The sequence below is a fragment of the Billgrantia saliphila genome, from assembly GCF_002930105.1.
Classification (GTDB): Bacteria; Pseudomonadota; Gammaproteobacteria; order Pseudomonadales; family Halomonadaceae; genus Halomonas; species Halomonas saliphila.
Window position 1 is genome coordinate 1 of the sequence record NZ_PJRN01000001.1, and the last position, 23,962, is coordinate 23,962.

The window sequence follows — 23,962 nt, forward strand, 5'->3', positions numbered from 1 at the left end:
TTCGCCGTTTTAGGGCCTCCAGGGAGCATCGCGGAGCGCCGCCCGTCGAAGGCCGGCCAACGGCCCCGGCCCTTCCTCCAAGAAAGCCCCGTGTTCGAAGGAACGCGGGGCTTTTCTTTGCCGGGACCATGCGTTTCAGTAGTTGCGGCATCAAGGGTGAGCCTCGGAGCCACCGTGCCTGCCGACAGCCGTTGTCCGGCCTGGTAACATTCGCGGGCATCCAACATCTGGCATAAAGAGGTTTGAATGTCCCGCTTGGCGAAGCATATTACGCCCGACCAACTGCTCTTCTACTGCCGTCCCGGGTTCGAGCACGATGCCTCTGCGGAGGTGGCGGCCTACGTTGACCAGCTGGGTTGGCAGGGCAATGCGGAGTTCACGCCTCAAGGGGGGTATGTGCGCCTCGTCGTGGATGATGAGCGGCCGGCCAATGAGCTTCACCGCGAACTTGATTTCAAGCGGCTCGTCTTTGCTCGGCAGAGCCTGGTAGCGCTGCCGCCATTGAAACTGTCCCGAGATGACAGGCTATCCCCCATCGTGGAGCAGATAGTCGCGAGTGGCTGGAGCTTCGATGCGATCTGGCATGAAACGCCCGATACCAACGAGGGCAAGGCGTTGGCAGGTCTGATCAAGGCGCTGACGCGTCCCCTCGAGTCGACGCTGCGCAAGCGTGACGCCCTGCGCCGCAAGGCCGGCGGCCGTCGTCTGCATCTGTTCTGGACGGATGGTGACCGGGTGCAGCTTGGCATGAGTTTCCCCGGCAACCGCAGCGAGCTCCCTGGAGGCATCAGACGCCTACGCTCTCCCCAGGCGGCACCCAGCCGTTCGACGTTGAAGCTGGAGGAGGCCTGGCACGAGTTCGTGCCGCGGGACGAATGGGATGCTCGGCTGGCGGAAGGGATGCAAGCCGCCGATCTGGGTGCGGCTCCGGGTGGCTGGACTTGGCAACTGGTCCAGCGCGGCATGCATGTCTTCGCCATCGACAATGGCCCGATGGAACGAAGCCTGATGGCATCGGGCATGGTCGATCACTTGCGTGAGGACGGCTTTGTCTGGGAGCCGCCGTATCGCCTGGACTGGCTGGTTTGCGACATCGTGGACAAACCGGCGCGTGTGACGGCAATGGTTCAGCGCTGGCTGACGCGGCGCTGGTGTCGAGAAGCGGTCTTCAATCTCAAGCTACCGATGAGGCGCCGCTGGGAGGAGGTACAGCGTTGCCTCAATGGCCTCGAAACGGCGTTGCTTGAAGCCGGCGTTCGGAGCGAACTGCATTGCCGCCACCTCTACCACGATCGCGAAGAGGTCACGGTGCACGTGCGGCTGCTCGATTAAGGGCAGTCGAAGGGTATTCAGTAAGAGGGTTCGTAGATGCGAATCGACTCTTCCTCGGTCAGCAGAGGGAGGATGCGCTGCATGACACGGGCACGTTCCTCGCTGGTGTACCATTCGTTCCATGCGCTCAGATCACGCCACTTCACGATCATCAGGCGGCGGTCGCTATGGCCCAGTTCGGCGAGAGTCTCGCCGCCGAAAAAGCCCCTGGCGCCGAGGGACCAGCGCATCGCTTCGCGTGCCGCCTCCTCGTATTCCTCCTCCAGGCCAGGCATGATACGACGTTCGATAATGATCTTGATCATCTAGCAGCTTCCTACGCCGAGGTCATCGATGACGAATAGCGCCGACTCGCTGCCCGACTTTCAGGCCGAACTGGACACTCGCGGCCTCTATTGTCCGGAGCCCATCATGCTCATGCATAACAAAGTGCGTGACATGAGCGCCGGCGAAATCCTCAAAGTGGTGGCGACCGATCCGGCCACCACTCGCGACGTGCCCAAGTTTTGCAGCTTCCTGGGGCACGAGTTGCTATCCCAGCAGGAGTCGGACGGACAATATCTCTACTTTATCCGTTTAGGCTGATGTAATGCCAGTCGACCTGAAATGTCAGTCGCTGGACCCATCGGGAACGACCATCAAGGCCAGCGCTTCCAGGGTGCAAGGGTCCTGCTCGCGAATGCGATTGGCAATGCTGCGCTGGAAGAAATAGACCACGCGATGGCGGCTACGGCCAGGGTAGAGACAAGGATCACCAGGAAGAATCGGTGTCGACTCGACGAGCGCTTCATCCGCCAGAAGGGCCTCGATGTTGCCGTCGCTGTAGAGGCGCCAGCCGAAGACCTGCTTCAACTGCCAAGGGCAATCTTCGTCGTCGATGCACAGGGCGTGGGTGCCCTGGGTGTCGGGGATCTGCTGGATAAGGGTGATTTCCCGCGTCTCCTCGTAATCGAAGTAGGCGGCGGCATGCTCAAGCTCGCAGGCCTTGTGAGGGGGCGCGACATCGAGCAGTTCCTCAGTCTCGGGGTCACGATAGCCGACGAAGCAGCCATGTTCGGAGTCGTCCAGCCGATGGCAGGCGGTTAGCGCCTCCATCCACGGAACCAGGCCAACCACTTCGCCATCCTCGCGCAGCCCCCAGGCGAGGATGGGCATGCCGTAGAGGGAGTCGGGGTCCGAGGCCAGGCTGTAGACCATCTCGAGGCCATCGAGCTCGGGGGAAAGGCGAACCAGGCGCTGCTTGGCCTGGAGCTTTCGGCGCATCGTTTCCAGGTCGATGACCCGGGCAGGGCGGGGTGACGGTGTCATACCCATGATCCTCCCTCCAGATTCTGCATGGCCGAGCGGTTGTCACGGCTGCGGCACGGCTGACGGGATCGACTCCTACCTTTCACACACCAATATCATAGAGTCGATGTGCAAGTTAAGCCTGCCGTCGTTTTTACTCGCACCGATCGCGTAACACCTGCCACTGGCGACGATGTTCCTCGCGCGCCCGGCGCAAGGCGGGCAGAGGGGCTTCAGGGTTCTCCAAGGAGAGCCAGCGCCGCCGATAGGCGGCAACCGCATCGGGTGGCGGGACGTGGCTGTCGAACAGAGCATCGACAGCTTGCAGCCAGCGCTCGGCGGCCGCTTCGAGCCGATCCAGCCAATCAAAGGCCGGCAGTTCGGACAATTCGCGTGCCAGATCGGGAGAGGACGTAGCCTGTATCGGGCAGCTCGTGCCTTTGGCGAGGGTATCGTTCAACAGCGTGTTGGCCTCACTCAATCGCTGCTCGGCAAGAAGCAGGGCACGCAGGAGTTCGGCAGTGAATGGACGATTGCGCAGCGTACCGAGATGGCCCTCGAGCGTGGCGGAGTCGGGGGACCAGTGGGGATTGAACTGGTTAAGCGTAGCTTCGCGCAGCCAGGCGACGGCTTCGAGCTGCGCGTCGAGCGCTTGGGTCTCGCCTGGCGACAGAGGCGAGCTCGCCCGAGAGAAACTGCCTACCCATTCCTCAGAGTCGAACTGACTGTTCCAGCTGACTCGCGGTAGCTGCTCGGTCTTGGTCTGGATGAGCCGCTCGAGCCGCTCGCGATGTGGCTCGGAGAGGGTGTTGGGGACTTCGCTGTTACTGCAGGCATGCAGGCGGCGCCAAAGTTTGAGTTCGTAGATCCAACGTTGGCTGGGTGGGGCCACGCGACCAAGCTGGTTGTTACGAGCGGCGATCAGCGAGGTGATACGACACTCGCGCAGTGCATAGACGTTGAGAAGGCTTTCGCGGGTCTCGGGGATGGGGAAAAGACGCTCCTTTCGCTCGGGGAAAGCCCCGATATTGCCCGGCTCGCCCCTTTCGGGGATCGGTAGATCCAGCGCCATGGCCAGTTCATGCTGATAGTCGTTCAACCTGGCTTCGCCTTCGTTGACATCGCTGCAACCCGTGAAAAGGACCAGGAACAGCACGAGGGCGAAGCCTCGAAGCGTTTCAGCTCTGGGATGCGTCCCGTGTGTCATAGGCGACTCCCTTGGCCCTGCGCCGAAGGCGTTCGCTGAGTAGCACGGCCGCCACGGTGAGGCCGCCGATCAGACCGATCCAGTATCCATGCACCCCCATCGGCGCGCTCAGCCCGGCCAGCCCCTGTGTGCCCAGCCAGTGTCCACCGCCCAGGCCGACCAGCCAATAGGCGAACATGGTGATTATCATGATGATCCGGGTATCCTTGTAGCCTCGCAGGGCACCCGCCAGGTTGACCTGCAGCGAATCCGAGACTTGATAGAGCATTGCCAGCAGCACCAGCGAGAGCGCCAGCCGCTGGACATCCGCATTGTGCGTGTAGAGGCCGATGACCGGCTCGGCGGTCAGCCAGAGCAGGGCGCTGTTGAACAGAGCGATGACAAGCGAGAGCAGGATGCCGTTCCATGCCACCAATCGTGCCCGTGCCGTGTGGCCCTGGCCCAGCGTGTTGCCGACCCGTACGGTCAGCGCCATGCTCAGGGCCAGCGGCAGCATGAACAGGATCGAGGTGTAGTTCAGGGCGACCTGGTGCGCCGCCACCGTCACCTCGCCGAGGCTGGCGATGAACAGCGAGATCAGGGTGAAGAGGGTGACCTCGACGAAGATTGCCACGCCGATCGGTACGCCGACATAGAGCAGCTCACCGATGATGCGCCAGCGGGGCGGCGTGGGAGAGCGCCATAGAATCACGTCGCCGTAGGCTCGGGAGCGGCGGGTATAGAGGGCCATGGCCAGACACATGGACCACATGGAGAGCGCAGTGGCGATGCCACAGCCAAAGGCTCCCAGGGCCGGAAGGGACTGCGCCCAGGTCGGCAACGAGTCACCGAACACCCCGCTCAATCCCGCACCTCCATAGATCAGTACGAAATTGCTGGGAATGTTTACCCCAAGCCCCACCAGGCTGATCCATAGCGCCGGTCGAGTGTGATTCATGCCGTCGGAAAAGGCGCGTAGCGCCTGGAACAAGGCCACGCCCGGCATGCCGAAGGCCACTGTCGAGAGGTAGGCGGCGGAGCGTGTTGCGACCTCGGCGGGTACCTCCATCAAGCGAAAGATGGGCGCCACCAGCACCCACAGCAGCAAGGCGGCGACGACTCCGAGCGCCAAGGCCACCCATAGCGCCTGATGCACGTTGGGACGAATTCGCTCGGTCGCGCCTGCGCCCAGCAAGTGGGCCACGATGGGCGTGAGCCCCATCAAGGTGCCGGTCATGAAGAGCATCAGCGGCAACCACAGGCTGGAGCCCACCGAGACGGCGGCCAGGTCGGTGGCGCTGACTCGCCCGGTCATCATGATGTCGACGACGCTCATGCCGGCCTGGGCCAGCTGGGCGCCACAGATCGGCAGCGTCAGACGAATCAATGGCCGCGTTTCCGTGCGGCTGACGCTCAGCAGGTCGGTAAGGAACGATGCCAAGGGTTATGCTCCATAAGACAGGACACCTCAGCGAAGCGCCGAGAGGAACCGGTTATGTTAGCAATATCCGGTGAATTTCGCCGCGCGAGTGACTTCCTTATACTGGGCGCATGTCAGCTAACCATGGGATGTCCGTGAGCCATCGACTCGAAGACGTGATTGCCCTGTTCGACAGGCTCTTCCAGGCGCGCTTCAACACGCATCTCGTGCGTGGCGGCGACGAGCCGCTGTATCGTCCGGCCGATGCCGGCTGCCCTTACCATCGGGTCATTTTTGCGCGGGGTTACTATGCCAGTGCACTGCACGAGATCAGCCACTGGTGCATTGCCGGCGAGCGTCGCCGCCAGCTCGAGGACTATGGCTACTGGTATCTACCCGACGGTCGAGATGCCGAGCAACAACGTCGCTTCGAGGCCGCCGAAGTGGCGCCACAGGCGCTCGAACTGCTGTTCTCCCGGGCCTGCGGGCTGCGCTTCCATGTCAGTGTCGATAACCTGGGCGGCAATGTCGAGGTGGACCGTGAGGCCTTCAGCGCTCGCGTCGAAGAGCGTGCCGCCCGTTACGAGCGAGAGGGGCTACCGCTCAGGGCCGCCGCCTTCCGTGCCGCCCTCCTGGCCTTCTACGCGGAGGGCGAGCCACTCTCCCGTGCCGTGAGCATCGGCCTGCGACACCTGGATCAGGCATATCCCTCGGCGGCCCAGGCCTCGCTGCCAAGCTGAAGCAGCGGGGCCAGCGCCGGCATGGCTTGTCGAGCCGGGTAGGCCACGCCGATCGTCTGATGTATATCGAGCCCTTCCAGCGACCGACACTGCACGTCGGGGCGGTCCAGGATATCCGGCCAGGCCGGCACCAGCGAGGCGCCTACCCCGGCGGCCACCAGTCCCAGGGTGTATTCGATAGTGCGCAGACGCGCACGCACCTGGCAGCGCAAGCCGGCGGCATTCAGTGCGGTGGCCAACTGCTCCATGGCAGCACAAGGCTGGCGCCAGATGAACGGGAGCCCCTCGAGATCGACCAAGGCCACGGTACTCTTCAGGCCCAACGGATGTCCGCTGGGCAGTGCCAGGCAATAGTTGTCATGCCAGATCGGCTGAAAGGCCTCACCCGGTGACAGATCCTGCTCGCCGATAATGCGTGCGTCACAGCGCTCCTCTGGGTTGACCAAGGTCAATGCCAGGTTGTCGCCCTGTCCGATGAACTCCTTGAGCAGAGAGGTCATGCGGTTTGCGCCCAGCGAGCGCATCAATCCCAGCCGCACCGGAGTCGGCGGCGCGGGCGTGCGGAAAAGCCGCGTGATGGCACTGAGGCCCTCACTGACCCGGCGGGCCAGCGGATAGAGACGATGTCCCTCCTCGGTGGGGGTAATGCCACGGCGATGGCGCTCGAAGAGGGGGGTGCCCAGCCGCTCCTCGAGTTGGACTAGCGCCGTGGAGATCGACGGTTGGGCCACGTGGCAGCGCCGGGAAGCGGCACTGATCGAGCCGCACTCGTAGGCAGCGATGAAATAGCGCAGGCTTCGCACATCCATAAGATTGGCCTATAGCTGGGGCAGGATATCGATATTATCTCTTTGGCTTTAGGGCGCGCTAGGCTGTAACCCAAGTCATGGCAGCCTTGGAGTTCCACGTGCTCGAACCCTTATCCCAGGAGCAGCGCTTTCTTTCCGCGTTGCGTACCGGTGATTGGCCCGCGTCGGAACGGGCTTGGCGAATCGACGAGGTCGACCTCACTCCGGCTGAATTGATTGAGCTGTTTGAGACACAGTTGATGAGCCGACATCTCGATCTTCACGCACGGCGCTTGCAGGCGAGGGGCGAGGCCTTCTACACCATCGGTAGTGCCGGTCACGAGGGTAATGCTGCCATTGCGCGCGCTTTTCGCCACACGGATCCCGCCTTTCTGCACTATCGCGATGCCGCCTTCTTGCTGCAGCGTAGCCGTAGCGTGCCGGGCCAGACTCCGCTATGGGATCTGCTGCTGAGTTTCGCCGCCTCGGCGGAAGATCCCATTTCCGGCGGTCGACACAAGGTGCTGGGCTCGAAGGCTCTGCACGTACCGCCACAGACGAGCACCATCGCTTCCCACCTGCCTAAGGCCATGGGGGCTAGCTACGGGATCGGGCTGTGGCGGCGATTGGGTGGCGGCGGGGAGTGGCCGGCCGACAGCGTGGTGATCTGCAGCTTCGGCGATGCCTCGTTCAATCACTCTACCGCCCAGGGGGCACTCAATGCCGCCGGCTGGGCGGCCTATCAAGGCATCCCCATGCCGCTGGTGATGGTTTGCGAGGACAATGGCATCGGCATCTCCACGCCAACCCCGAAGGGCTGGATCGAGGCCAGTATGCGTGCCCGTCCCGGCTTTCACTACCTGAGCTGCGACGGCCTCGATCTGCTCGACACTTGGCACGCCGCTCGCGAGGCGGAGCGCATCGCGCGGCGTCATCGGCAGCCGGTGTTCCTGCACATGCGCTGCGTACGTCTCTTCGGGCATGCCGGCTCCGATGCCCAGCAGGCCTACCTGGCCCCCGCGCGCATCAAGGCCGACGAGGCTCGCGATCCGCTACTGGTCAGTGCCGGCCTGCTGCAGCGTCACGGCGTGCTCGACACAGACGCCATCGGCGCGCTTTATCACTCGGTGGCCGAGCGGGTGGCCTATGTCGCCGAAGAGGCCATCCGTCGTCCCAAGCTGGAAACGGCCGAGCAGGTCATGACCAGCATCGTTCCGCCGATTCGCGCAAGTCGTGCACGTTCCTGGCAGGGCGAAGTGGATGCCACCCCCGCGCCCATGGCCAAGCTGCTCAACCAGGCCCTCATACGCTTGATGGCTCGATATCCCCACCTGGTGATGGCCGGCGAGGACATCGGACGCAAGGGTGGGGTGTACGGCGTCACTCAGCGTCTGCAGGCCCAGTTCGGGCCGCATCGAGTGATCGACACCCTGCTCGACGAGCAGAGCATTCTCGGTCTCGGTATCGGACTGGGGCAGAACGGCCTGGTGCCGATTCTGGAGATCCAGTTCCTGGCCTATCTGCACAACGCCGAGGACCAGTTGCGCGGTGAAGCGGCGACCTTAAGTTTCTTCTCCAATGGGCAGTACACGAATCCCATGGTGGTTCGCATCGCCGGGCTCGGCTACCAGAAGGGCTTCGGGGGCCATTTTCATAACGACAACGCCATCGCCGTGCTGCGCGACATTCCCGGCTTGCTGGTGGCCTGTCCCTCGAACGCCGCCGACGCGGTGGGGTTGCTGCAGGAGGCGGTGCGCCTCGCCGAGGAGGAGCAGCGCGTGGTGGTGGTGCTCGAGCCGATCGCGCTCTACCACGCTCGCGACCTGCACGAGGAGGGGGATCAGCAGTGGTGCTTCGCCGATCCCGGGCCGGAGCATCGTCTGCCGATGGGCGAGCCCGGCCAGTGGGGCGAGGGGCGACAGCTGGCCATTCTCACCTACGGCAATGGTGTCTATCTCTCCCGCCAAGCCGCGGCACGACTCGAAGCCGAGGGGGTGGAAGCGAGAATCGTCGACTTGCGCTGGCTGACCGGCATCGATCACGACGAGGTGTATCGTCGAGTCGAAGGCTGCGAACAGATCCTGGTGGTGGACGAATGCCGCCGCAGCGGCTCGCCCAGCGAGGAGCTTGTCACCGCGCTGGTGGAGCGCGGCGTGGCCGGCGAGCGCCTGCATCGGCTGACCGCCGAGGACAGCTTCATTCCACTGGGACGGGCGGCCACGGTCACGCTGCCTTCGGTTGCCGCCATCGTCGAGCAGGGTTTACGCCTCGCGTCACCCAGCATGAAGCGCAACGAAGCAGCCGTGAAGACGGCCGACAAGGTATCGGCAGGGAGCAACGAAGCATGAATCCGATCCGTGATGTTTCCCGTTCCTCCTCGGTCCGCGAGCGTCTGTTGATCGTATGTCCCGGTCGCGGAACCTACAACGCCGCCGAGTGGGGCACGCTGGGCCGCCATGCCGGTGGCTGCGACTGGCTGGCGCGCTTCGACGGCCAGCGTCGCGAAGCCGACCTGCCGAGTCTGACCGAGTTGGACGGTGAGATTCCCTTCCGCCAGAGTCTTCACGGTCGAGGTGAGCATGCGTCGCCGCTGATCTACGCCTGTGCCTGGGCCGATTTACTCGCCATCGACCGCGAGCGCTACGAGATCGCCGCGGTGACGGGCAATTCCATGGGCTGGTACATTGCCCTGGCGGCGTCGGGCGCCCTGGATCCCGACGAGACGCTGCAGCTGATCGGTACCATGGGGCGATTGATGCAGGAGACGCTGGCAGGCGGTCAGGTGATCTACCCCTGGGTCGACGAAGCGTGGCGGCCGGACTGGCTGCTACGGCGGGAGTTGCTCGGACTGATCGAGCGCATTCACGGCAACGAGGATGCCGAGCTGTACCTGTCCATCGACCTTGGGGGGATGCTGGTGTTCGGCGGCAATGAGGCCGGCCTGGCGCGGCTGACGAAGGCGCTGGCGCCGCGCGACCGCTTTCCCCTGCGGCTGCATCAGCATGCCGCTTTCCACACGCCCCTGCAGTTCGGTGTCAGGCAGACGGCGCGCAGACAGCTTTCCGCCGAGCCGTTCCGTGCCCCCGAAGTGCCCTTGATCGACGGTCGCGGTCATGTCTGGACGCCCTGGAGCAGCGATCCTGAGCGTCTTTGGGACTACACATTGGGCGAGCAACTGGTGGCGCCATACGACTTCACCGCGGCAATCAAGGTTGGAGTGCGCGAATTTGCACCGGATCGCATCGTGATACCCGGCCCGGGAGCGACGCTGGGTGGTGCCACGGCTCAAGCCTTGATCCAGCTCGGCTGGCGGGGGCTGGACAGCAAGGCGAGTTTCCAGGCGCAGCAGGCGCGGGATCCGGTATTGCTGTGCATGGGCATTCCCGAGCAGCGCGAGCGACTCGTCCGCGACACCGAGCCGATGCCGCTCGACGTCTGAGTGCGGCCGGGCAGGGCCAGGTGGCGCTGTTGAGGTCAGATATCCCCCAGACGCTCGTGAAGACGGAGCATGACCTCCACCTCGTGCTCGGGCCGCAGTGGCTCGAGCCCCATCTCGCCGAACAGCTCGTTGCGTGCGCGGCTCCATTCGCCGACGGTGAGGTCGGGATACAGACTGTCGGCCGGGGCCAGCTCGACGAAGGGATCGATGCCGTAAGTATCGAAGAGTCGCCCCAGCGCCGCTTCGTCCGCGCTGACGCCGGCGGTGAACAGGGTGGCGTTGAAGTGATCGCTCTCCAGTTCTCGGATCACGTCCAGAGGGCTGGCCCCGAAGCTGTGCAGCTCCTCCATGCTGTAGCCGTTGAGTTCATTGAACTCATCGTCGAGCCAGTCGTCGTCCGGCTGGATCAGCGTGTGCTTGATGCGACCATCGGGCAGTACCCAGGCGATCGCCAGAGGCAGGTCGTTATCGTTACCGGTCTCCACGGCGATGAATCCGGGAATGTCGGCCATATCAGGACTCCTTCTGCTGGGCATGGCCAGGGTTAATCGCGCCGTCGCCTGCCGGCAGGCGAAAGAAGGCCCGGGCGGTGTCGTGGGTGGCGCGGGCAAGGGTGGCGTCGTCATCGCCGCGCCAGTGGGCGATCTCGCGTACGATCCAGGGCAGGAGCGACGGCTCGTTGCGTCTGCCCTTGAGTTTGGCAGGCAAATTGCGCGGCAGCAGGTAGGGGGAGTCGGTTTCCACCATCATCCGCTCAAGCGGAATCTCCCCGACCAGCTCGCGCAGGTGATGTCCGCGCCGTTCGTCGCAGATCCAGCCGGTCAGACCGATGTGCAGGTCCATGTCGAGATAGCTGAAGAGCGTCTCGCGGTCGGCGGTGAAGCAATGGATGACCGCGTCGACGATATCGTCGCGCCAGGCGCGCAGCATCTCGTTCATGCGTCGACCGGCATCGCGTTCATGCAGGAACAGGGGCTTGCCGCTCTCGGCCGCGAGCCCCAGTTGAGCTTCGAAGGCACGCTCCTGCTCGGCCGGAGTCGAGAAGTTGCGGTTGAAGTCGAGACCGCATTCGCCCACGGCCACCACCTCGGGGAGTCGATGCAATTCGCGCATGGCCGAGGCCAGCGCGCTATCCCAGCCGCTGGCATCGTGCGGATGCACGCCGGCGGTGGCGTAGAGTCCCGTAACGCGACGCGCCAGCTCAACCGCCTGCTCGGCATGGGCGAGGTCGGTGCCGGTAACGATCAGCGTGGTGACATTGGCGGCTCGTGCGCGACCCAGCACGGCATCGAAATCCCGGTCGAAGCTGGCATGAGTCAGGTTGGCGCCGATATCCGCCAGCGGGGCGGGAGAGCGAAACTGCAGCGCCTCGGGGAGAAAATCATCGAAGGGCGCGGTCGGGTCGGCCAAAACGGAGCTCCTTTGTCTGTCTGATGCGCATTGTAGCCGCCACCACGCCGGCTCGGCCATGCGTTACACTAGGCGCCTGTATGACTAACGAGGTGAACGCGTGACCCTGCTACGTCTGGAACGGTTGCAACTGGCCTATGGCAACCATGTTTTGCTCAATGGGGCCGACCTGGTGCTGGAAAAAGGGGAACGGCTGGCGCTGGTGGGGCGCAACGGCACCGGCAAGTCGACCTTGCTCAAGCTGGTGGCTGGCGAGATCCTCCCCGACGATGGCAGCATCTGGCGCGCCCCTGGGTTGAAGATCGGGGTGCTGGAGCAGGACCTGCCCACCGCCTCCGGCGAGACCATCTTCGACGTGGTTGCCCAAGGGTTGCCCCAGGCCGGCGAGCTGCTCGCCGAATATCACCATCTCGTCCAGTCCACCGATCCCGATATGAAGCGCATGGCAACGCTGCAGAGTCGACTCGAGGCTATCGACGGCTGGTCCTTCCATCAGCGCATCGACGTGGTGCTGACCCGCTTGGGATTGCCGGCCGACGATCTGATGAGTTCGCTGTCCGGCGGCTGGCGGCGGCGAGTGGCGCTGGCTCGGGCGCTGGTGGCCGAGCCCGACCTGCTGCTGCTCGACGAGCCCACCAACCATCTGGATCTGGATACCATTGCCTGGCTGGAGGAGCAGCTGCTCGACTTCAACGGGGCGGTGCTGTTCATCACCCATGACCGTGCCTTCCTGTCGAAGCTGGCGACGACGATCCTCGAGCTCGACCGCGGTCGGCTGGGACGTTACCCCGGCGACTATGCGGCGTACCAGCGGCAGAAAACCCACGAATTGGAAATCGAAGCGCGTGAAAGCGCGGAATTCGACAAGAAGCTCGCCCAGGAAGAGGCGTGGATACGCCAAGGCATCAAGGCCCGGCGAACCCGCAACGAAGGCCGCGTTCGCGCACTGGAGCAGCTGCGACGCGAACGCAGTCAGCGGCGCGAGGTCCAGGGGCGGGCCAGCTTCGGTGTCGACAGCGGCGAGCGCAGCGGCAAACGCGTGGTCGAGCTGATCGATGTGACCCATCGTTTCGGCGACGAGACGATTATTCGCGACCTCTCGCTGGAGATTCAGCGCGGCGACCGCATCGGCCTGATCGGGCGCAACGGTGCCGGCAAGACCACGCTGCTCAAGATCCTGCTGGGTGAGCTGGAGCCCAGCGAGGGCAAGGTGCGCCTGGGCACCAATATCAAGGTGGCCTACTTCGACCAGCTGCGAGCGGGTCTCGAGCCGGAGAAGAGCGTCTACGACAACGTTGCCCAGGGCAGTGACCGAATCACCGTCGGCGGCAAGGATCGGCACGTCATCAGCTATCTGCAGGACTTCCTGTTCACTCCCGAGCGGGCGCGTCAACCGGTCAAGGCACTCTCCGGTGGCGAGTCGAACCGGCTTTTGCTGGCGCGGTTGTTCACCCAGCCCGCCAACGTGCTGGTGCTCGACGAGCCCACCAACGATCTCGACGTCGAGACGCTGGAGCTGCTCGAGGAGCTGTTGCTCGACTTCGATGGCACGCTGCTGCTGGTTTCCCACGATCGCGCTTTCATGGACAACGTGGTCACCGGAGTTCTCGCCTTCGAGGGCGACGGCGTGGTGCGCGAATACGTCGGCGGCTACAGCGACTGGGTGCGCCAGGGCGGCAAGCTGCCGCCGGCGCCTTGGGAGGGGGCGGCGCGTCAGCAGGTGGAACCGACCGCTGAGCCTCAAGCAACGGCCAAGGCGTCCGTATCGGTATCGTCGTCGGCGAAAAAGCCCGCCAAACTCTCCTACAAGCTGCAGCGTGAGCTGGACGCGCTGCCGACCGAGATCGAAAGGCTCGAAGCCGAGGTGGCGGCACTTGAAGCGAGGGTCGCCGATCCGGCGTTCTACCAACAGGATGCCGACAGCGTGGCGGAGACGCTTCAAGCCATGAGCGACAGACAGACGGAGCTCGACGCCGCCATGGAACGCTGGATGGAGCTCGAGGCACTGGCGGCGGGAGAGTAACGCCGCAAGCCGAGAAGCAAGCTTGCTTTGCGCGGGCTCTAGTTGGGATACGCTGGCCGCCGGGTACCTCGGCGGCCAGTGTGATATCGGCAGGGATTATTCGGCGCTCTGTTCGCCTTTCTTGCCCACCCGCACCGCGAGCACGTCGCACTGGGCGCCGTGCAGCACGCCGGTGGAGGTGGAGCCGAGCAGCAGGGCGAAGCCATGGCGGCCATGGGAGCCTACCACGATTAAATCGACATCGTTCTCGTCGGCGAAACGATGGATCTCGGTATCGGGCATGCCCACGACAACGTGCTGGTTCTCCTTCGCCACGTGAGGATCGGCGATCTCGGCCAGGCGCTGCTTGGCATGCTCGTCGAGTTGATCCTGGATACTGGTCAGATCCATGGGGATGTCACCGCCGTAGGCGAAGCCCAGCGGCTCCAGCGTGTGCATGATCGACAGCTTCGCCTGGTTGCGCTCGGCGATCTGCATGGCGCGCTCAAGGATTCTGTGAGAATCCTTGGTCAGGTCGACGGCGACCAGGATATGGCGATACTCATTGCTCATGGCAGACTCCTGCGAAACGGCACGATGTATTTGTCATGTCTTCACTCTAGGACGCCTGTCGTGTCAAGACAACGACTTGCGTCAAGAATCAGGAGATACTGATGGTCTGGTTGATGATACTGCTGGTGCTGATGCTGATGGTGGGGCCGGTCATGTGGTTGCGGCCCGGTCCGCGTCAGCGACGCATCGTGCCGCTGCGCAATGCGGCGAACAAGGCGGGAGTCAAGGTGGCGCTGGAGAAGCCGCCGCTGCATGACACGAACACGGCCATGCCGGCTTATCGCTGGTACTTTCCGGCCGAGGCGCCCGGACCACGGTTCGTGCTGGTCCGCGATAGCGAGGCCAGTGAAGTATTGAAGTTCTACCAAGGTGACTGGCGCTGGCGCATCGAGCCATTGAGGCTGCTGCCCGCAGAAGCCCGGGAGACGCTCGCATCGCTGCTGAGTCGACTGCCTCAGGACGCCTTGGTAGTGGAATCCAGCGAGGCGGCCCTTACTCTCTGGTGGTGGGAGTCGCAGGGTGCCGAACGTTTTCTGACCTACGAAGCCGATTTCCGACGGTTGCGCGATGCCTTGGCGGGGCATGCCGACCGCCCTCAGCCGAGCCGCTTTTTATCTCAAGAGCCCGGCGAGACTCCGAAGCCTGACGAGGAATAAGTTGCGCTCATGCCTCGCTCTCCCTGGCTTGAATCTCCAAGCCGTTGTTCTCGATATGGGCCAGCAGAGCGTCTAGCTGCCGGACATCATCCTCGCTGAGGCCGGCCAGCATTTCGCGTCTCGCCTGGGTCACTACCTCGTCGATCCGCTCGAGCAGTGGGGTTGCCTCGGGAGTCAGGAAGACCCGCTTGGTACGGCGATCCTGCTCGCAGGGGCGCCGCTCGATAAGGCCCTGCTCCGAAAGCTGGTCCAGGGTTCGCACCAGTGAAGGAGCCTCCACGCCGATGGCGCGCGCCAAGTCGCACTGGGGCTGGCCGTCGCCGAGCCGCCACAGGTGATAAAGCGTGATCCAGCGAGTCTGGGTCAGGCCCAGAGGGGCCAGCCGCCGGTCGATCACGGCCCGCCATAGACGTGGCAGACGGGAGAGACGAAATCCGATGTTCTGGTGCATGGGGCTCCGCAAGGAAAGCGTTGAATTAGCCGAATTGTCCGGACCCCTTGCGTGTAATGCAACACGTGCGGCTCGCCGTCTTGACCTGCCTCAGACGTGTTCCCGGTAACACGGTGAGTCTGGGGATGCGCTGGGGCCGAGAGGTTCGCTCGAGGGTCTATGCTTCGGCGAGAGTCTGACGCACATGTCGATCCACTCCGATTGCCATGCCCTTGATTGCCTTTATCCGTCGCGGTAAGTCGCATCTTGGGCTTGACGTGCTGCCCGGAGTGCACCAAGCTTTCCGAAATCAAACGGCCGTATGAATCTTGGGCACTCCTCCAACGCCAACTTCTCTGTGTGGAGATTCGTGGATGATCTATCAAGGCAACGCCATCACGGTGGCACGCAACGGCGATGACGTCGCCATGCTCACCTTCGACCTCAAGGACGAATCCATCAACAAGCTATCCAGCGCGGTGGTGGCCGAGCTGGATGAGGCCGTGCAGGCGATTCGGGCCGAGAGTGGCCTCAAGGGGCTCGTCATCGGCAGCGGCAAGGATGTCTTCATCGTCGGCGCCGACATCACGGAGTTTCATGGGCTGTTCGAGAAGGGTGAAGAGTACCTGGTCGAGATGAACCTCAAGGTTCACGATATCTTCAATGCTATCGAGGATCTGCCGTTCCCCACCGTGACGGCGATCAATGGTCTGGCACTGGGTGGCGGCTGCGAAGTGACGCTGACCACCGATTTCCGCATCATGAGCGACAACGCCAAGATCGGTCTGCCCGAGACCAAGCTCGGTATTCTTCCCGGCTGGGGGGGCTGTGTGCGTTTGCCACGCTTGATCGGCTCCGACAACGCCGTCGAATGGATCGCGGGCGGTACCGAGAATCGCGCCGACGCAGCACTCAAGGTGGGAGCCGTGGACGCCGTGGTGTCGCGTGAGCAGCTCGAGGCAGCAGCGCTGGACATCCTGGCGCGGGCCAGCGCCGGCGAACTCGACTATCAGGCGCGGCGCGCCGAGAAGACCGGGCCGCTCAAGCTCAATGCCATCGAGCAGATGATGGCCTTCGAGACCGCCAAGGGCTACGTGGCCGGCAAAGCGGGGCCGCACTACCCGGCGCCGATCGAGGCGATCAAGGTGATACAGAAGGGCGCCGGCGAAGAGCGAGCCCGCGCCCAGGCCATCGAGGCCAAGGCCTTCGCCAAGCTGGCGCTGACCGATGTCTGCTACAACCTGGTGGGGCTGTTCCTCAACGACCAGGTCGTCAAGAAGAAGGCTGGCAAGTACGAGAAGCAGGCCAAGGCAGTGAAGCAGACGGCGGTGCTGGGTGCCGGCATCATGGGTGGCGGCATCGCCTACCAGAGCGCCTCCAAGGGCACGCCGATCCTGATGAAGGACATCAAGGAAGAAGCCATCGAGCTGGGCCTGAAGGAGTCGCGCAAGCTGTTCGCCAAGCAGGTGGAACGCGGCAAGCTCTCCACCGAGCAGATGGCCGAGAAGCTGACCCATATCCGTCCCACCCTCTCCTACGGCGATTTCGGCCATGTCGACCTGGTGGTCGAGGCGGTGGTCGAGAACCCCAAGGTCAAGGACGCAGTGCTGAGCGAGGTGGAAGGGCTGGTTGGCGAGGACACCATCCTCACTTCCAACACCTCCACCATCTCGATCACGCGCCTGGCCCAGAACCTCAAGCGTCCCGAAAACTTCTGCGGCATGCATTTCTTCAACCCCGTGCACCGCATGCCGCTGGTGGAGGTCATCCGCGGCGAGAAGACCGGTGACGCCGCCGTGGCCGCCACCGTGGCCTACGCCCGCGCCATGGGCAAGACGCCGATCGTGGTCAACGACTGTCCCGGCTTTTTGGTCAATCGCGTGCTGTTTCCCTATTTCGGCGGCTTCAGCCTGCTGGTCGAGCAGGGCGCCGACTTTCAGCGCGTCGACAAGGTAATGGAGAAGTTCGGCTGGCCCATGGGGCCCGCTTACCTGCTCGACGTGGTGGGAATGGACACCGCCGTGCACGCCAACGAGGTGATGGCCGAAGGTTTCCCCGATCGCATGGCCCAGGGGGGTAAGAGTGGCGGCAAGACGGCGATCCAGGCGATGTACGAGAACGACCGCCTGGGGCAGAAGAACGCAAAAGGTTTCTACGCCTACGAAGAAGACAAGAAAGGCAAGCCGAAGAAGGTCAGCGACGAGGCGGCTCATGCGCTGGTCAAGCAGGTCATGAAGGAAGAAAAGGAATTTTCCGACGAGGACATCGTCGCGCGCATGATGGTGCCGCTGTGCCTGGAGACCGTGCGCTGCCTGGAGGATGGTATCGTCGCCACGCCCGCCGAGGCCGACATGGCGCTGATCTACGGCATCGGCTTTCCGCCGTTCCGGGGCGGCGCGCTGCGCTACATCGATGCCATGGGCGTGGCCGAGTTCGTCAAATTGGCTGACGGCCTCGCCGAAGAACTGGGGCCGCTGTATGCGCCCACCGACAAGCTGCGCCAGATGGCCGATTCCGGCGAGCGTTTCTATTCCAACCAGGCCCGGGGCTGAACCCACCACGATCAGGAGGTGAGTTGATATGAGTTTGAATCCGAGAGATATCGTGGTGGTCGACGGCGTCCGCACCGCCATGGCCAAGGCCAAGAACGGCGCCTTCCGTCACGTGCGTGCCGAGAACCTTTCCGCCTCGGTGATGCAGGCACTGTTCGACCGCAACGCGGGGCTTGATCCGGCGGAAGTCGACGACGTGATCTGGGGTTGCGTGAACCAGACCCTGGAGCAGGCGATGAACATTGCCCGAAACGCGGCAATCATGACCGGTATCCCCCGCAGCGTGCCGGCACAGACGGTCAATCGCCTGTGCGGTTCCTCCATGACCGCGTTGCATATCGCCGCCGCCAACATCAAGGCCGGGATGGGCGACTTCTATGTCATCGGCGGCGTGGAGCACATGGAGCACGTGCCCATGGCACACGGTGTCGACGTCAACCCGGCGGCCAGCAAGTACGCCGCGAAGGCGGCCATGATGATGGGCCTGACCGCCGAGCTACTGGGCAAGATGCACGGCGTCACCCGCGAGGAGCAGGACAAGTTCGGCGTGCGTTCGCACCAGCGCGCCTATGCCGCGAATCAGCAGGGTTATTTCGATAACGAGATCGTCGGCGTCGAGGGGCATGACGAGCGTGGGTTCCGCACGCTGTTCAAGCATGACGAGGTGGTGCGCATCGATGCCAGCCTGGAGGAGATGGCCAAGCTCAAGCCGGTCTTCGACCCGCGCGGTGGCACCGTATCGGCGGGGACTTCCTCGGCATTGTCGGTGGGTGCCTCGGCCATGGCGGTGATGAGCTACGAGCGTGCCAAGGCGCTGGGCCTCACGCCGATGGCCCGCGTACTCTCTACCGGCGTAGCCGGCTGCGATGCCTCGATCATGGGCTACGGTCCGGTGCCCGCCTCGAAGAAGGCACTCAAGGCGGCCGGTCTGTCATCCGCCGATATCGAGACCGTAGAGCTCAACGAGGCCTTCGCCGCGCAGGCGATCCCGGTGCTCAAGGACCTTGGCTTTCTCGACGCCATGGACGAGAAGGTCAACCTGAACGGTGGCGCCATTGCCCTGGGGCATCCTCTGGGCTGCTCGGGGGCGCGTATCTGCACCACGCTGCTCAACGTGATGCAGCAGCAGGACACCACACTGGGGCTCGCCACCATGTGCATTGGCATGGGGCAGGGGGTGGCGACGGTCTTCGAACGGCTGAAGTAAGCACTTTCGTCGCCGGCGGCCTCGTACTTACGTGCGGGGCCGTTTTCATTTGTGGCGTTAACGTTCTGGTAGACGAACAATAAGATTCATTGCGGGTAAGTCATACTCGGCATACCCGGGGATGCTTCCAAGGCCTGGCCGGCGCGCTAGAGCACGCCCGCTTCGAGCCCTGCTGCCAGATAGAGGCCGAGCTCCTCAACCTGATCAACGAAGCCATCCTGCCATTCCCCGCGCAGCACTAACGGTTCCTGTGCCCAGCGCCAGCGCAGCCCGGTGACGATGCTTTCCACCGCCCGGCGCGTGCCGGTACCGTCGTGTCCGGCGCGGACATACAGGGCGCATGGCAGCCCCTGCTTCTCCTCCAGTACCGCGTAGTAGCTGCGGTCGAAGAAGTCCTTCAGCGCTCCGCTCATATAGCCGAGATTCTCGGTGGTGCCCAGGAGGATGGCGTCACACCTCAGCACGTCCTCCGGCCCGGCGTCGAGAGGAGGCTTGGTCACCACTTCAATATCTTCGATGTCAGGGTGGCTGGCGCCGCGCTTGGCAGCGTCACGCAGGGCCTGGGTATTGGACGAGGGCGCATGGGCCACGATCAACAGTCGCTTCATGTTTGACAGTCTAACGGCTTTTTCCGACGCTGTTTCGGCACCTTCCGCCTTTTTCGTTCGCTACGACAGGAGGAGACCACCCATGGCCTTTGCCCTTTCGAACATGCAGTTGGAGAGTTCCGCCTTCCAGGCACATGGCGCCATTCCCACCCGCCACGCCGGCGATGGCGACGATGTCTCACCAGCATTGAGCTGGAGCGACGCACCGGAGGGGACCAAGGGGTACGCCGTGATCTGCCACGATCCCGATGCGCCGCTGGTGCAGAAAGGTGGCTACGGCTTCGTTCACTGGCTGCTTTACAACCTGCCGGGCTCCACCACGTCGCTGACCGAGGGTTGCGCTGAAGGAACGGCAGGCAAGAACGACTTCGGAAAGCTCGGCTATGGCGGCCCGATGCCGCCGGAGGGGCACGGCGTGCACCACTACTATTTCTGGGTGCTGGCGCTCGACAAGCCGACCGACCTGCCCGAGGGCCTGGATATCGTGGAGCTGCTGAAGCAGCTCGAACCTCATCTCCTGGGTATGAACCGGCTCGTGGGGACCTACAAGCGGGGCTAGTTTCGCTACGGTGCAATCAGGGAGGATTGCAATGTTCGAGTGGCTGTCCCAGCACGTCGACCCGATCACCGTGCTGACCAATATCGGCACGTTGTTGATCTGGTTGGTCTATGCGCAGCTGCTCTATCTCGGCTTTCGCCGTCAGCGGCGACCTCGCCTGCTCATCAACCGCGGCAGGAAAAGCGGCATCGATGCGCTTTGCATCATCAGCAACATGAGTGCGGAGCCTATTTTCCTCCAACATATCATCGCTGAACTGAGGACCTCACGCGGCGTGATTACCGTCGATGTGACGGATCGCAAGGATACCTATGATGAACAGGCCGAAGGGGAGGCGAGGCAACGCCAGGGAGCGACCCAACGCCCCGATCACGCGCCGATCGTCAAGGACGGCTCACACCAGGGCCCCCTGGAACCAGGGGGCTTCGTGCATATCGACAGCTTTGGCGAGCTGACGTTGCGGCTGGCTCATGAAGGCGGCATCGAGATGCAGGCGTTAAGGCCGGTCGGTGATGTGGTATTCCACTCCATCACCGTACGCTTGATTTGCATCTACGGCTCCGAGGATTTGCCGATTGGAGCGGAGCGTCGTTTCGACTACATCGAACACGAGCCGAGTCACGGCTTGGTTCCGGCGACTTGGGATACCAAGCGGTTGGCATCGCGACGTCAGCGTCGCTGGTTGTGTCGCCAGGTCGATTTGCTGAATCGGTCCGATGTCCTGGATCCGCTCACGCGTGGCCGGTGAAAAGGGAGCGGCAGCAGATCATCGCCATCCACGGCTGCAATATCGAGATACAAAATCGTTTTGCAGCCGGAGTATACAAAAGCTAGGGTGATGAACTACCTGCCAACGAATGGCAAGTTCTGTATCGAATCAAGGAGGATGGCATGAACGACACCCAAGATCTCTTTCCTACCCGGTTGGAGCGAAAGTTGGGAATGTTCGAGCGCTTCGACCCGGTCGTGTACAGCGAAGGTGCTCAGCGTCGAGATGGGCCGCTAAGCGAAGAGCAACTGCGCGAGTACGAGGAGAAAGGGTTTCTCTCGTTCGAGAATTACTTCGACAAGGATGAAATGGATGCTTTCATTCAGGAGCTGCGTGACTACGAGGAAGATGAGGATCTCAAGCTCTCCGAAGGCACCATTCTGGAGCCGGGGCGCGAAGAGATCCGCTCGATCTTCGGCATCCATGAGATATCGGAGCGCTTCAGCCGTCTGACCCGCGACCCAAAGCTACTGGCAATGGTCCAGCAACTGCTGGGCAGCGATGTCTACATTCATCAGTCGCGTATCAATTACAAGCCCGGTTTCAAGGGCAAGGGTTTCGACTGGCATTCCGATTTCGAGACCTGGCACAGTGAGGACGGCATGCCGCGCATGCGCTCGTTGAGCTGTTCCATCATCCTGACCGACAACGGCGAATTCAACGGTCCGCTGATGCTGATCCCGGGGTCGCATAAGATGTTCGTGCCCTGCGTGGGCCGGACGCCAACGGACAACTACAAGGAGTCGCTCAAGAGCCAGGAAGTGGGTGTGCCCGACAATGCCAGCCTGCGTGAGCTGATGATCAGAGGAGATATCGAGGCGCCCAAGGGGCAAGCCGGCTCGCTGGTGATGTTCGAGTGCAACACCATGCACGGCTCGAACATAAACATGTCATGCTGGCCACGCAGCAACCTGTTCTTCGTTTACAACAGCGTCGAGAATGGCTTGGTCAATCCTTTTTGCGGCAATCGCCCACGGCCTGAATTTCTCGCCAATAGAAAGGACTGGAGCCCGCTGAAGCCGGTGCGCTGAGCGGTATCGATTTTCGTGACGAACATGGAGGCGCCGTATTCGGCGCCTCATTTCATTCCCGCCCCACGAAAGCGCAGTTGGCTATGCCCTCGTGGAAGACAGGACTTCACAGACGATGGGCGACAACCCGCAAGCGTACGTAATCGGCCGTCCAGTTGCCGTGACTGTCGCTCAGGCTATAGGCGAGCAGGGAGACCGCATCGTTTAGTACCGCTTCACGAACTTCCTCCTCGAGACCGTGCAGGAAAGGACTGGCGAAGGTTGCCAACCAGCCGGCCATGCCGGTGGGCAGCGGCGTTGGTCGAGGAAACAGTTCGATCGAATCGATCCTGAAGTCGGCTGCCTCGAGGGCTTCGCGGTACTCTCCCGGAGTAGGAAAATACCAAGGAAAGCGGGCCTTGCCACTGATCCCGCGCGCCTGCAGCGCCGCCAGCAGGGCGGTGCAGATGGCAGCCACGTTGCCGTGTCCGCCGAATTCGGCGACGAAGCGACCACCCGGTTTGAGTGAACGATGGATACCGGCGATCACCGCTTCGTGATTCAGCATCCAGTGCAAGGCGGCGTTGCTGAAGACAGCATCGAATTCATGTTCGAAGGAGAGGTGGTGAGCATCCATGGTTCTGGCATCGAGCCCACGCTTACGCGCGGCCTCGACCATGTCGGCGGAAGCGTCCACGCCAATCACGTTGGCGCCGGATTTGGCGATTTTCTCGGTCAGCGCGCCGTCGCCGCAACCCAGGTCGAGGATGCGCTCGCCCGGCTGGGGAGCGAGCAGGCGGGCCACGTCTTCACCTAGCTCGGCCACGAAGTCGGCATGATGGGCATAGCTCGTGGCATTCCAGCGCTGGCCAGGGGCGGTGTGAGGCAACTGGGTCATGATGAACGGGCTCCGGCGGTTCAAGGGGCAGGGCAACCGGTACCAGAATATCGCATTCCTGGCCTCCGACCACTGGGCCAGGTAAGACATTTTTTCAGGCGACGCTGGGGCCCTCTCCCCGGGCTGCCAGTTCCTGCGGCATCAACGCCGCGTATATCACCGCATGGGTAGGGGTTGCCACGCCGATTGTGCGCCCCAGCCGTACCACTGCGCCGTTTTGAGACTCCAGTTCGGAGGGCTCTCCTGCCATGATGTTGCGCTGCATGGAGGAGATACTGTCGGCCGGCATGGCATCGATGAATTGCATGGCGCGGGCGACGGCGTCGTCGGGGAAGGCGACTCCGAGCCCGCGTGCGACGGCATCGATCTCTTCGAGCATCGCCTCGATCATGGCGCGGGTTTCAGGAAGCTGACGCGTAATGCCGATGGGCGCCCGGGTGATGCTGCCGATACCGCTCATGGCGCAGATGAACAGGAACTTGCTCCACAGGGCGACCTGGATGTCGTCGGGGATCTCGGCGCTGACCCCATGGGCGTGGTCGAAGGCGGCCTTGAGCCGGGCAGTGCGCTCGCTGCTCCGACTGTCTCGCTCGCCGAGGCGCACGAAGGGATCCACGCCGGCATGACGTATGTGGCCGGGCGCCTCGCGCCAGGCCAGGATGCCGCACAGGCCCTCGAGCACCGGGCCTGGACCCAGCACTTCGGCAAGGATGTCGGCGGCCTCCACGCCATTTTCCAGTGGCAAGACCATGGTATCGGGGCCGACCATGGGCCGAATCGCTTCCGCCGCTTCACGCACCTGCCAGGCCTTGACGGCCACTATCACGCAGTCCGCCACGCCCACCGAAGCCGGATCATCCGTGGCTTTTACGGATGCCAAGTGGACATCGCCCTTGATGCTCGAGACTCTCAGACCGTCGCGCTGCATCGTTGTCAGATGTTCACCACGTGCGACGAAGGTTACATCCTCGCCAGCCTCGGCAAGGCGTGCGCCGAAATACCCGCCCACGCCACCGCTACCCATGATGACGAATTTCATATTACCTCCTTCGGATCTTGCTCTATTGGAAGCAATAGTGGCAGAAATGGAGGCGAG

General features: G+C 63.1%; 24 protein-coding genes. 12 read left to right on the plus strand and 12 right to left on the minus strand.

What is annotated here, in order from left to right; all coding sequences use genetic code 11:
• Positions 1-246 precede the first annotated feature (246 nt).
• Positions 247-1,332: a 23S rRNA (cytidine(2498)-2'-O)-methyltransferase RlmM gene (rlmM, locus tag CYJ07_RS00005; protein ID WP_104201626.1), complete on the plus strand. Its 1,086-nt coding sequence runs from the start codon at positions 247-249 to the stop codon at positions 1,330-1,332.
• Between the two features lie 17 nt (positions 1,333-1,349).
• On the opposite strand, the gene CYJ07_RS00010 is transcribed toward rlmM, so the two are convergent.
• Entirely contained in the window at positions 1,350-1,637 is a 288-nt protein-coding gene (locus tag CYJ07_RS00010) for an antibiotic biosynthesis monooxygenase family protein (RefSeq protein ID WP_104201627.1), read from the minus strand.
• A gap of 28 nt (positions 1,638-1,665) precedes the next feature.
• On the opposite strand from CYJ07_RS00010, the gene tusA reads away from it, so the two are divergent.
• Positions 1,666-1,917 carry a sulfurtransferase TusA gene (tusA, locus tag CYJ07_RS00015; protein WP_104201628.1) on the plus strand — a complete coding sequence of 84 codons (252 nt, stop codon included), beginning with the start codon at positions 1,666-1,668 and terminating at the stop codon, positions 1,915-1,917.
• 24 nt (positions 1,918-1,941) lie between these two features.
• Here tusA and CYJ07_RS00020 read toward each other — a convergent pair whose 3' ends face one another.
• The 3 genes from CYJ07_RS00020 to CYJ07_RS00030 form a co-directional block, all read right to left on the minus strand.
• Positions 1,942-2,646, minus strand: coding sequence for a hypothetical protein (locus CYJ07_RS00020; protein ID WP_104201629.1), 705 nt, complete (start codon positions 2,644-2,646; stop codon positions 1,942-1,944).
• A gap of 127 nt (positions 2,647-2,773) precedes the next feature.
• Entirely contained in the window at positions 2,774-3,826 is a 1,053-nt protein-coding gene (locus tag CYJ07_RS00025) for a DUF3080 family protein (RefSeq protein WP_104201630.1), read from the minus strand.
• The gene (locus CYJ07_RS00030) at positions 3,798-5,246 is read right to left on the minus strand and encodes an MATE family efflux transporter (RefSeq protein ID WP_104201631.1); all 1,449 of its coding nucleotides are present in this window, start codon (positions 5,244-5,246) and stop codon (positions 3,798-3,800) included. Before CYJ07_RS00030 ends, CYJ07_RS00025 begins: the two co-directional genes overlap by 29 nt.
• 128 nt (positions 5,247-5,374) lie before the next feature.
• On the opposite strand from CYJ07_RS00030, the gene CYJ07_RS00035 reads away from it, so the two are divergent.
• On the plus strand, positions 5,375-5,965 hold the full coding sequence (locus CYJ07_RS00035) for an elongation factor P hydroxylase (protein WP_104201632.1): 591 nt from the start codon (positions 5,375-5,377) through the stop codon (positions 5,963-5,965).
• On the opposite strand, the gene CYJ07_RS00040 is transcribed toward CYJ07_RS00035, so the two are convergent.
• A complete protein-coding gene (locus tag CYJ07_RS00040) occupies positions 5,923-6,774 on the minus strand; it encodes a LysR family transcriptional regulator (protein ID WP_104201633.1) in 852 nt (283 codons plus the stop codon). The genes CYJ07_RS00035 and CYJ07_RS00040 overlap by 43 nt on opposite strands.
• Before the next feature lie 98 nt (positions 6,775-6,872).
• Between CYJ07_RS00040 and CYJ07_RS00045 the strand changes: the two genes are divergently transcribed.
• Both CYJ07_RS00045 and CYJ07_RS00050 read left to right on the plus strand, forming a co-directional pair.
• Positions 6,873-9,101 carry a thiamine pyrophosphate-dependent enzyme gene (locus CYJ07_RS00045; RefSeq protein ID WP_231489488.1) on the plus strand — a complete coding sequence of 743 codons (2,229 nt, stop codon included), beginning with the start codon at positions 6,873-6,875 and terminating at the stop codon, positions 9,099-9,101.
• Positions 9,098-10,192, plus strand: coding sequence for an ACP S-malonyltransferase (locus CYJ07_RS00050; RefSeq protein WP_104201635.1), 1,095 nt, complete (start codon positions 9,098-9,100; stop codon positions 10,190-10,192). The genes CYJ07_RS00045 and CYJ07_RS00050 overlap by 4 nt, the downstream gene beginning before the upstream one ends.
• Positions 10,193-10,227: 35 nt before the next feature.
• Here the strand turns inward: CYJ07_RS00050 and CYJ07_RS00055 are convergent, their stop codons facing one another.
• Both CYJ07_RS00055 and CYJ07_RS00060 read right to left on the minus strand, forming a co-directional pair.
• The gene (locus tag CYJ07_RS00055; protein ID WP_104201636.1) at positions 10,228-10,704 is read right to left on the minus strand and encodes a hypothetical protein; all 477 of its coding nucleotides are present in this window, start codon (positions 10,702-10,704) and stop codon (positions 10,228-10,230) included.
• Between the two features lies 1 nt (position 10,705).
• Positions 10,706-11,602, minus strand: a complete 897-nt coding sequence (locus CYJ07_RS00060) for a TatD family hydrolase (RefSeq protein ID WP_231489489.1) — start codon at positions 11,600-11,602, stop codon at positions 10,706-10,708.
• A gap of 100 nt (positions 11,603-11,702) precedes the next feature.
• Here CYJ07_RS00060 and CYJ07_RS00065 point away from each other — a divergent pair, with 100 nt between their 5' ends.
• The gene (locus CYJ07_RS00065) at positions 11,703-13,625 is read left to right on the plus strand and encodes an ATP-binding cassette domain-containing protein (RefSeq protein ID WP_104201638.1); all 1,923 of its coding nucleotides are present in this window, start codon (positions 11,703-11,705) and stop codon (positions 13,623-13,625) included.
• A gap of 96 nt (positions 13,626-13,721) precedes the next feature.
• Here CYJ07_RS00065 and CYJ07_RS00070 read toward each other — a convergent pair whose 3' ends face one another.
• A complete protein-coding gene (locus CYJ07_RS00070; RefSeq protein ID WP_104201639.1) occupies positions 13,722-14,177 on the minus strand; it encodes a universal stress protein in 456 nt (151 codons plus the stop codon).
• A gap of 101 nt (positions 14,178-14,278) precedes the next feature.
• Here CYJ07_RS00070 and CYJ07_RS00075 point away from each other — a divergent pair, with 101 nt between their 5' ends.
• On the plus strand, positions 14,279-14,833 hold the full coding sequence (locus CYJ07_RS00075; RefSeq protein ID WP_104201640.1) for a preprotein translocase subunit YajC: 555 nt from the start codon (positions 14,279-14,281) through the stop codon (positions 14,831-14,833).
• A 7-nt stretch (positions 14,834-14,840) separates the two neighbouring features.
• On the opposite strand, the gene slyA is transcribed toward CYJ07_RS00075, so the two are convergent.
• Positions 14,841-15,284 carry a transcriptional regulator SlyA gene (gene slyA / locus CYJ07_RS00080; protein ID WP_104201641.1) on the minus strand — a complete coding sequence of 148 codons (444 nt, stop codon included), beginning with the start codon at positions 15,282-15,284 and terminating at the stop codon, positions 14,841-14,843.
• 353 nt (positions 15,285-15,637) lie between these two features.
• On the opposite strand from slyA, the gene fadB reads away from it, so the two are divergent.
• The gene (gene fadB, locus CYJ07_RS00085) at positions 15,638-17,815 is read left to right on the plus strand and encodes a fatty acid oxidation complex subunit alpha FadB (protein ID WP_104201642.1); all 2,178 of its coding nucleotides are present in this window, start codon (positions 15,638-15,640) and stop codon (positions 17,813-17,815) included.
• A 28-nt stretch (positions 17,816-17,843) separates the two neighbouring features.
• Positions 17,844-19,022 carry an acetyl-CoA C-acyltransferase FadA gene (fadA, locus tag CYJ07_RS00090; RefSeq protein ID WP_104201643.1) on the plus strand — a complete coding sequence of 393 codons (1,179 nt, stop codon included), beginning with the start codon at positions 17,844-17,846 and terminating at the stop codon, positions 19,020-19,022.
• A 146-nt stretch (positions 19,023-19,168) separates the two neighbouring features.
• Here the strand turns inward: fadA and CYJ07_RS00095 are convergent, their stop codons facing one another.
• Complete coding sequence (locus tag CYJ07_RS00095; RefSeq protein ID WP_104201644.1) at positions 19,169-19,630, minus strand: flavodoxin family protein; 462 nt, start codon at positions 19,628-19,630, stop codon at positions 19,169-19,171.
• A gap of 82 nt (positions 19,631-19,712) precedes the next feature.
• On the opposite strand from CYJ07_RS00095, the gene CYJ07_RS00100 reads away from it, so the two are divergent.
• The 3 genes from CYJ07_RS00100 to thpD all read left to right on the plus strand — a co-directional run bounded on the left by CYJ07_RS00100 (position 19,713) and on the right by thpD (position 21,989).
• Entirely contained in the window at positions 19,713-20,189 is a 477-nt protein-coding gene (locus CYJ07_RS00100) for a YbhB/YbcL family Raf kinase inhibitor-like protein (RefSeq protein ID WP_104201645.1), read from the plus strand.
• A 31-nt stretch (positions 20,190-20,220) separates the two neighbouring features.
• A complete protein-coding gene (locus CYJ07_RS00105; protein WP_104201646.1) occupies positions 20,221-20,937 on the plus strand; it encodes a hypothetical protein in 717 nt (238 codons plus the stop codon).
• Between the two features lie 143 nt (positions 20,938-21,080).
• A complete protein-coding gene (thpD, locus tag CYJ07_RS00110) occupies positions 21,081-21,989 on the plus strand; it encodes an ectoine hydroxylase (protein ID WP_104201647.1) in 909 nt (302 codons plus the stop codon).
• 106 nt (positions 21,990-22,095) lie between these two features.
• On the opposite strand, the gene CYJ07_RS00115 is transcribed toward thpD, so the two are convergent.
• Complete coding sequence (locus tag CYJ07_RS00115; protein ID WP_104201648.1) at positions 22,096-22,866, minus strand: class I SAM-dependent methyltransferase; 771 nt, start codon at positions 22,864-22,866, stop codon at positions 22,096-22,098.
• A 94-nt stretch (positions 22,867-22,960) separates the two neighbouring features.
• Positions 22,961-23,905 carry a 2-dehydropantoate 2-reductase gene (locus CYJ07_RS00120; RefSeq protein WP_104201649.1) on the minus strand — a complete coding sequence of 315 codons (945 nt, stop codon included), beginning with the start codon at positions 23,903-23,905 and terminating at the stop codon, positions 22,961-22,963.
• Positions 23,906-23,962: the final 57 nt, after the last annotated feature.